This is a genomic window from Streptomyces bicolor (assembly GCF_000719285.1).
Taxonomy (GTDB): domain Bacteria; phylum Actinomycetota; class Actinomycetes; order Streptomycetales; family Streptomycetaceae; genus Streptomyces; species Streptomyces bicolor.
Genome location: NZ_JOFS01000003.1, coordinates 273352 through 280080 on the forward strand (window position 1 = coordinate 273352; position 6729 = coordinate 280080).

Sequence of the window (6729 nt, forward strand, 5' to 3'; positions counted from 1 at the left end):
GCGCCCCACACCGCCCAGCCCCCACATCGGGCACCAGCACAACCACCGCTCAGCGCACGCCCCGCTCCCGCTCCTCCACATACGCGTTGTACGCAGCCACCTGCGCCCGCCGAGCCACCCGCTCCACCGGCCGCAACGCCTCCGCCCGAGCCCCCATCTCAGCGGAGCTCACCGCACCCCCGTGGCCGTTCTCATACGCCAGCGAAACCAGCAACCCCACCCGCTGCGCCAGCTCCAGCACCCGCACCGCCCGCGGCGGATACCCCGGTGCCAACACCTCCCGCCCCCGCTCGGCCCGCGCCCGATACGCGTCGATCGCCGCCTCGGCCACCGGCCCCGACCCGGCGACATCAAGCCGCGACAACACCTCGGTGGCCTCCCGCAGCGCCTCCGCCAGCTCCCGCTCGGCCTCACCCAGCGACGGCACATCGGCAGGCGGCGCCTCCCGTACGGCCAGGCAGTGCCAGACGACCTCGACATGCACATCACCGTCGGGCCCCGCCTCGTACACCTCAGGCACCAGCCCGAACGCGGCCCCGTGACAGACCACGGCCTCCTCGGCCTCCATCGCCCGCGCGTTGAACTCCGGCGGCCCACTCAACCCCAGCGGATGCCCCGGCGCGGGCAGCGCGACCCGCAGCCCACTCACCCCGAGCGCCCGCAGCCGCCCCAGCGCCAGCGTGAGCCCGACCGGTGCCGACTCACCCGGCAGGCCCTCCACCCGGTGCACGGCATCGTCCCCGACGATCTCCAGCACAGCGTCATCCGGCGAGACAAGTCCGGCCAAAAGGGCATTTCCCCAAGCCGTAAGACGTCCTGAACGTGGTTCCGAGAGCATGCCCCCACCCTAAGGACCGGACCGATGGAATGAAGCGGTGGACCGGTGGCGTAGATTTCGTTGAGGGCTGCGCCCACCGGCGCACGCGACCACCGAGACGCCTAGCCGCCGAGACGCCGACACCGGTCACACTGCAAGGGGAGACAACGCGCTCATGAGCGATGTTCTGGAGCTTCAGGACGTATCCGTGGTCCGTGAGGGCCGGGCTCTGGTGGACCAGGTCTCCTGGTCGGTCAAGGAGGGCGAGCGCTGGGTCATCCTCGGCCCCAACGGCGCCGGCAAGACCACGCTCCTGAACCTCGCCTCCAGCTACCTGTTCCCGACCACGGGCACCGCCACCATCCTCGGCGAGACCCTCGGCCGGCCCGGCACCGACGTCTTCGAGCTGCGCCCGCGCATCGGCATGGCCGGCGTCGCCATGATCGACAAGCTCCCCAAGCGCCAGACCGTCTTCCAGACCGTCCTGACCGCCGCGTACGGCATGACCGCGGGCTGGCAGGAAGAGTACGACGAGATCGACGAGCAGCGCGCCCGCGCCTTCCTCGACCGCCTCGGCATGAGCGACTACGTCGACCGCAGGTTCGGCACCCTCTCCGAGGGCGAGCGCAAGCGCACCCTCATCGCCCGCGCCCTGATGACCGACCCCGAGCTGCTCCTCCTCGACGAGCCCGCCGCCGGCCTCGACCTCGGTGGCCGCGAGGACCTCGTACGCCGCCTCGGCCGGCTCGCCCGCGACCCGATCGCCCCGTCCATGCTCATGGTCACCCACCATGTCGAGGAGATCGCCCCCGGCTTCACCCACGTCCTGATGATCCGTCAGGGCAAGGTCCTCGCCGCCGGCCCGCTGGAGCTCGAACTCACCTCCCGCAACCTCTCCCTCTGCTTCGGCCTCCCGCTCGTCGTCGAACAGGTCGGCGACCGCTGGACCGCACAGGGCCTCCCTCTGTCCTGACCCCGCCCTTCACCCCGCGAAACCTCGGCGAAGCCCCGGTAAGAAGGCCCTTCAAACTGATCGGCGCCCTGTCCGTGACAGGGCCCGCGGTCATACCATGACCATGTGGAAATCGACGCGTGGGTTTGGTGGTTGATCGGCGCGGCAGCGCTCGGCATCGGGCTCGTGATCACCGCGATGCCCGAACTCGGCATGCTGGCGGTGGGCGCCGTCGCGGCCGCGGTGGTCGCCGGCATCTTCGGCGGCGACGCCGTCATCCAGGTCGTGGCCTTCGTCGTCATCTCGACCGCACTCATCGCCGTCGTACGGCCCATCGCGAACCGGCATCGCGCACAGCGACCCCAACTCGCCACCGGCATCGAGGCGTTGAAGGGAAAACAGGCCGTCGTACTGGAGCGCGTCGACGCCTCCGGCGGCCGGATCAAGCTCGCCGGTGAGATCTGGTCGGCACGCTCCCTCGACACCGACCGCGCCTACGAAGTAGGCCAGGAAGTGGACGTCGTGGACATCGAGGGAGCCACGGCGATCGTCATGTGACCTCGCACGACGTAACTGGCGCGAACGCGCCACGAGGTACGCGACGGTCTGTCAGACTCGATCAGCAAGATCTTCAACAAGCATAAGATCTGCCGAAGTTGCCGCAGCGGAGAAGGGGTACGGGGAAACGACGATGGAACCGGTCATCATCGTCCTGATCATTCTGGTGGTGTTGGTCTTCATCGCCCTGATCAAGACGATCCAGGTCATCCCACAGGCGAGCGCGGCCATCGTCGAACGCTTCGGCCGCTACACGCGGACACTCAACGCGGGCCTCAACATCGTGGTCCCGTTCATCGACACCATCCGCAACCGCATCGACCTGCGCGAACAGGTCGTACCGTTCCCGCCGCAGCCGGTGATCACCCAGGACAACCTGGTCGTGAACATCGACACGGTCATCTACTACCAGGTCACCGACGCCCGCGCCGCCACCTACGAAGTCGCCAGCTACATCCAGGCGATCGAGCAACTGACGGTCACCACCCTCCGCAACATCATCGGCGGCATGGACCTCGAGCGCACCCTGACCTCCCGCGAGGAGATCAACGCGGCCCTGCGCGGCGTCCTCGACGAGGCAACGGGCAAGTGGGGCATCCGAGTCAACCGCGTCGAGCTGAAGGCGATCGAACCCCCCACCTCCATCCAGGACTCGATGGAGAAGCAGATGCGCGCCGACCGCGACAAGCGCGCCGCGATCCTCACCGCCGAAGGTACGCGCCAGGCCGCGATCCTCACCGCCGAAGGTGAGAAGCAGTCCCAGATCCTGCGCGCCGAGGGTGAAGCCAAGGCAGCCGCCCTGCGCGCGGAAGGCGAAGCCCAGGCAGTCCGCACGGTCTTCGAAGCGATCCACGCCGGCGACCCCGACCAGAAGCTCCTCTCCTACCAGTACCTCCAGATGCTCCCGAAGATCGCCGAAGGCGACGCCAACAAGCTCTGGATCGTCCCCAGCGAAATCGGCGACGCCCTCAAGGGCCTTTCGGGCGCGATGGGCAACTTGGGCGGCCTGGGCGGCGGTTCGGGCGGCAACGGCTCCTCCGGCAACACCGGCACGGAACGCCGAGAGAAGCCGTCGATCGACTGACGGCGAGTCTCTCGTACGACAAAGGGCCCGCCTTCCAGATGAGGGCGGGCCCTGACGCGCCCCTAAGGGGCGCGGGGAACTGCGCGACCAGCCACGAACCACCCGCGGCCAACGAACAACCAAAGTCCTACGGCGATAAGTTACGCGGCGTCCCGAGCCAACCAGTCTGGCAGCGCCTCAAACTCGTCGGCCCCCAGCGCCAGCAACATCGCATCAGCAGGAGTCGGCTCAAACGGCTCCCGAAGCAACGGCATCCCCGCCTCCGCAGGCGTCCGGTCGGCCTTCCGATGATTGTCCTCCGCGCAAGAGGCCACCGTATTCAGCCACGTGTCCTGCCCACCCCGCGACCGAGGCACCACATGGTCCACAGTCGTAGCCCTGCGCCCGCAGTACGCGCACCTGTGCCGGTCCCGCACCAGAACACCCCGCCTCGACCACGGCGCTTGTCTTCGGAACGGCACCCGTACGTACCTGCACAGCCGGATCACCCGAGGCGCGGGTATGTCGACCGCGGCTCCACGCATGCGCAGTTCGGGGTGGGCCTGCTCGACGACGGCCTTGTCCTGAAGCACCAGAACGACGGCTCGGTTCAACGTCACCGTCGACAGCGGCTCGAAGCTCGCATTCAGCACCAGCGTGTCCCGCATGACCAGCCCACCTCCCGTGTGCACCTGCCCACCCCCTGGCGGGCTGGGATCAACTCTGGCCGGGCACACCGAGATGGACAACGAAATAAAAAATGCCCGCCCCTGATCACTTCCAAGACCAGGGGCGGGCAAACGTTCCATGAACGTCAGGCTTCGGCAGGCGCCTCGTACTCACCGATCACATGGGCGCGCGCGATCGTGTGGAACCGCAGATTGAAGCCGACGACGGCCGGACTGGCGTCCGAGTCCGGACCGAGCTTCTCCTGGCCCACGGCGTACACCGTGAACACATACCGATGCGGCCCGTCCCCGGGCGGCGGCGCGGCACCACCGAAGTCCTTGGACCCGTAGTCGTTCCGCGCCTGTACGGCACCCTCCGGCAGCCCCTCGAACTTGCCGCTGCCCGCACCCGCCGGCAGCTCGGTCACCGAGGCCGGGATGTCGAAGACGACCCAGTGCCAGAACCCGCTGCCCGTAGGGGCGTCGGGGTCGTAGCAAGTCACGGCGAAGCTCTTGGTCTCGGCCGGGAACCCCTCCCAGCGCAGCTGCGGCGAGGTGTTACCGGCCGCGTAGACCTGAGCGTCCCTGAGGGTCCCGCCGTGCTCGACGTCCTCGCTCGCGACCGTGAAGGACGGCACGGGCGGATGGAAGTCGTGGGGCAGCGGCCGCCTCTTCAGCTCGGTCACTTCGATACCTCCTGACGAACCAGTGGAATCAGCAGTTCCGAGCCTAGGACCAGTTGCGCTTGCTGCCGACCTCGGACAGCCAATGGTTGAGATACGCCGCCCAGTCGGTCCCGTGGAAGTCGTTGAGACCCACCTGGAACGACCGGAAGGTGTCGCTGCCGGCGCTGAACAGCCCCGGCTTCTTGTCCATTTCGAGAACGACGTCCATGGCGTTCTCGTCCGCGACGAAGCTCAACTCGACCTGGTTGATGCCACGGTACTGCTGCGGCGGGAAGAACTCGATCTCCTGGTAGAACGGCAGCTTCTGCCGCGTACCGCGGATGTGGCCGCGCTCCATGTCCGCGTTCTTGAAGCGGAAGCCCAGCTGGATGAAGGCGTCGAGGATCGCCTTCTGCGCGGGCAGCGGGTGCACGTTGATCGGGTCCAGGTCGGTGGAGTCCACGGCCCGCGCGATCGACAGCTCCGTCGTCACACCGATGTTCATGCCGCGCAGCGGCTGCCCGTCGATCGTCGTGACCGGAGTCTCCCACGGGATCTCCAGCCCGAAAGGCACCGCGTGCACGGCCTGGGCCTGCAGCTCGAAGGCGCCACCGAGCGGCAGCTTCGTGAACTCGATGTCCTGCTTGTACTCCGAGTCCTGGCCCTCGACCTCGACGCGCGCCTGCAGCCCGACGGCCAGGCCCTCGATGTCCTGGTTGACGGACCCGCCCTGAATCCGCACCTCACCCTGGACGACACCGCCCGGGACGACGTTGACCTCCGTCAGCACCGTCTCGACCGAAGCACCGCCGGCCCCCAGGCTCGCGAGCAGCTTCTTGAACGCCATGACTCTCCTCTTCTCAGAGTGGATCCTTGATCCCTACAAACGCGATCCGGCCGTGGCCGGTTCCGCGTCCTCACCCTGGCAAGGTGCACGCCCCCTGACCACCCCGTTGCGACCACCCGTCTGCACTACCCTCGGACGGCATGATCGCGACCCCCGACCGTACGCCCCTTCCCCGGGACTTCTTCGACCGGCCCGTCCTGGAAGTCGCCCCCGACCTCCTGGGCCGTCTCCTCGTACGCACGACACCGGACGGTCCGATCACCCTCCGCCTCACGGAGGTCGAGGCCTATGACGGCCCGAACGACCCCGGCTCCCATGCCTATCGCGGCCGAACACCCCGCAATGACGTGATGTTCGGTCCCCCCGGACACGTCTACGTCTACTTCACCTACGGCATGTGGCACTGCATGAACCTGGTGTGCGGCCCCGATGGCCAGGCGAGCGCGGTCCTTCTCCGGGCCGGCGAGATCGTCGAGGGCGCCGAGCTCGCCCGCAAACGTCGACTCTCGGCCCGCAACGACAAGGAACTGGCCAAAGGCCCGGCCCGTCTGGCCACCGCTCTGGACGTGGACCGGGCCCTGGACGGCACGGACGCGTGCGCCGTCGGCGAGACACCGCTGAGGATCCTCGCCGGCACCCCGATCCCCTCCGACCAGGTACGCAACGGCCCACGCACCGGCGTGGCAGGCGACGGCGGCAACGGCGACGTCCACCCCTGGCGCTACTGGGTAGCGAACGACCCCACCGTGAGCCCCTATCGGGCCCACGTGCCGAGGCGCCGCTCGAGTTGACTCGCCTTGGCGAGGCGCGTAACGTAGCCCGAGCCGCTGAACCGGGTACTGCGTAGTCAGCAGCCGGAGCGGCCAACCCACTACCTACGAATACCCTCAACGGGGTCGATTTTCGGCGTGCCCGCATGCCCGAATTCGAATCCACCGGGCCCGATTATGAATCGGGCGGGGGAATCGGTTAACGTAGTGAATGTCGAAAGGCCGCCGGGCGAAAGCCCAAAGCCTCCCGACATCCCGCCGACAGGGAATCGGATCGAGAAAAGATCTGGTAGAGTCGGAAACGCAAGACCGAAGGGAAGCGCCCGGAGGAAAGCCCGAGAGGGTGAGTACAAAGGAAGCGTCCGTTCCTTGAGAACTCAACAGCGTGC

8 protein-coding genes are annotated in these 6729 nt (G+C 67.9%); 4 read left to right on the forward strand and 4 right to left on the reverse strand.

Annotation, left to right across the window (positions count from 1 at the left end; genetic code table 11):
* Positions 1 to 49 precede the first annotated feature (49 nt).
* Complete coding sequence (locus IF78_RS0105165) at positions 50 to 838, reverse strand: hypothetical protein (protein ID WP_078662308.1); 789 nt, start codon at positions 836 to 838, stop codon at positions 50 to 52.
* 154 nt (positions 839 to 992) lie between these two features.
* Between IF78_RS0105165 and IF78_RS0105170 the strand changes: the two genes are divergently transcribed.
* The 3 genes from IF78_RS0105170 to IF78_RS0105180 all read left to right on the forward strand — a co-directional run bounded on the left by IF78_RS0105170 (position 993) and on the right by IF78_RS0105180 (position 3411).
* A complete protein-coding gene (locus IF78_RS0105170) occupies positions 993 to 1790 on the forward strand; it encodes an ABC transporter ATP-binding protein (protein WP_031477226.1) in 798 nt (265 codons plus the stop codon).
* Between the two features lie 105 nt (positions 1791 to 1895).
* The gene (locus IF78_RS0105175) at positions 1896 to 2327 is read left to right on the forward strand and encodes an NfeD family protein (RefSeq protein ID WP_031477225.1); all 432 of its coding nucleotides are present in this window, start codon (positions 1896 to 1898) and stop codon (positions 2325 to 2327) included.
* Positions 2328 to 2460: 133 nt separating this feature from the next.
* Positions 2461 to 3411 (forward strand): SPFH domain-containing protein, encoded by a 951-nt coding sequence (locus IF78_RS0105180; protein ID WP_031477224.1) that lies wholly within the window; start codon positions 2461 to 2463, stop codon positions 3409 to 3411.
* A gap of 140 nt (positions 3412 to 3551) precedes the next feature.
* Here IF78_RS0105180 and IF78_RS0105185 read toward each other — a convergent pair whose 3' ends face one another.
* From IF78_RS0105185 to IF78_RS0105195, 3 genes are all read right to left on the reverse strand, one after another.
* Positions 3552 to 4058, reverse strand: coding sequence for an HNH endonuclease (locus IF78_RS0105185; protein ID WP_031477223.1), 507 nt, complete (start codon positions 4056 to 4058; stop codon positions 3552 to 3554).
* A 146-nt stretch (positions 4059 to 4204) separates the two neighbouring features.
* Positions 4205 to 4744, reverse strand: coding sequence for a YbhB/YbcL family Raf kinase inhibitor-like protein (locus IF78_RS0105190; protein WP_031477222.1), 540 nt, complete (start codon positions 4742 to 4744; stop codon positions 4205 to 4207).
* 43 nt (positions 4745 to 4787) lie between these two features.
* Positions 4788 to 5570 (reverse strand): sporulation protein, encoded by a 783-nt coding sequence (locus IF78_RS0105195; RefSeq protein WP_031477221.1) that lies wholly within the window; start codon positions 5568 to 5570, stop codon positions 4788 to 4790.
* A 140-nt stretch (positions 5571 to 5710) separates the two neighbouring features.
* On the opposite strand from IF78_RS0105195, the gene IF78_RS0105200 reads away from it, so the two are divergent.
* Positions 5711 to 6361, forward strand: coding sequence for a DNA-3-methyladenine glycosylase (locus IF78_RS0105200; protein ID WP_031477220.1), 651 nt, complete (start codon positions 5711 to 5713; stop codon positions 6359 to 6361).
* The last annotated feature ends 368 nt before the right edge of the window (positions 6362 to 6729 follow it).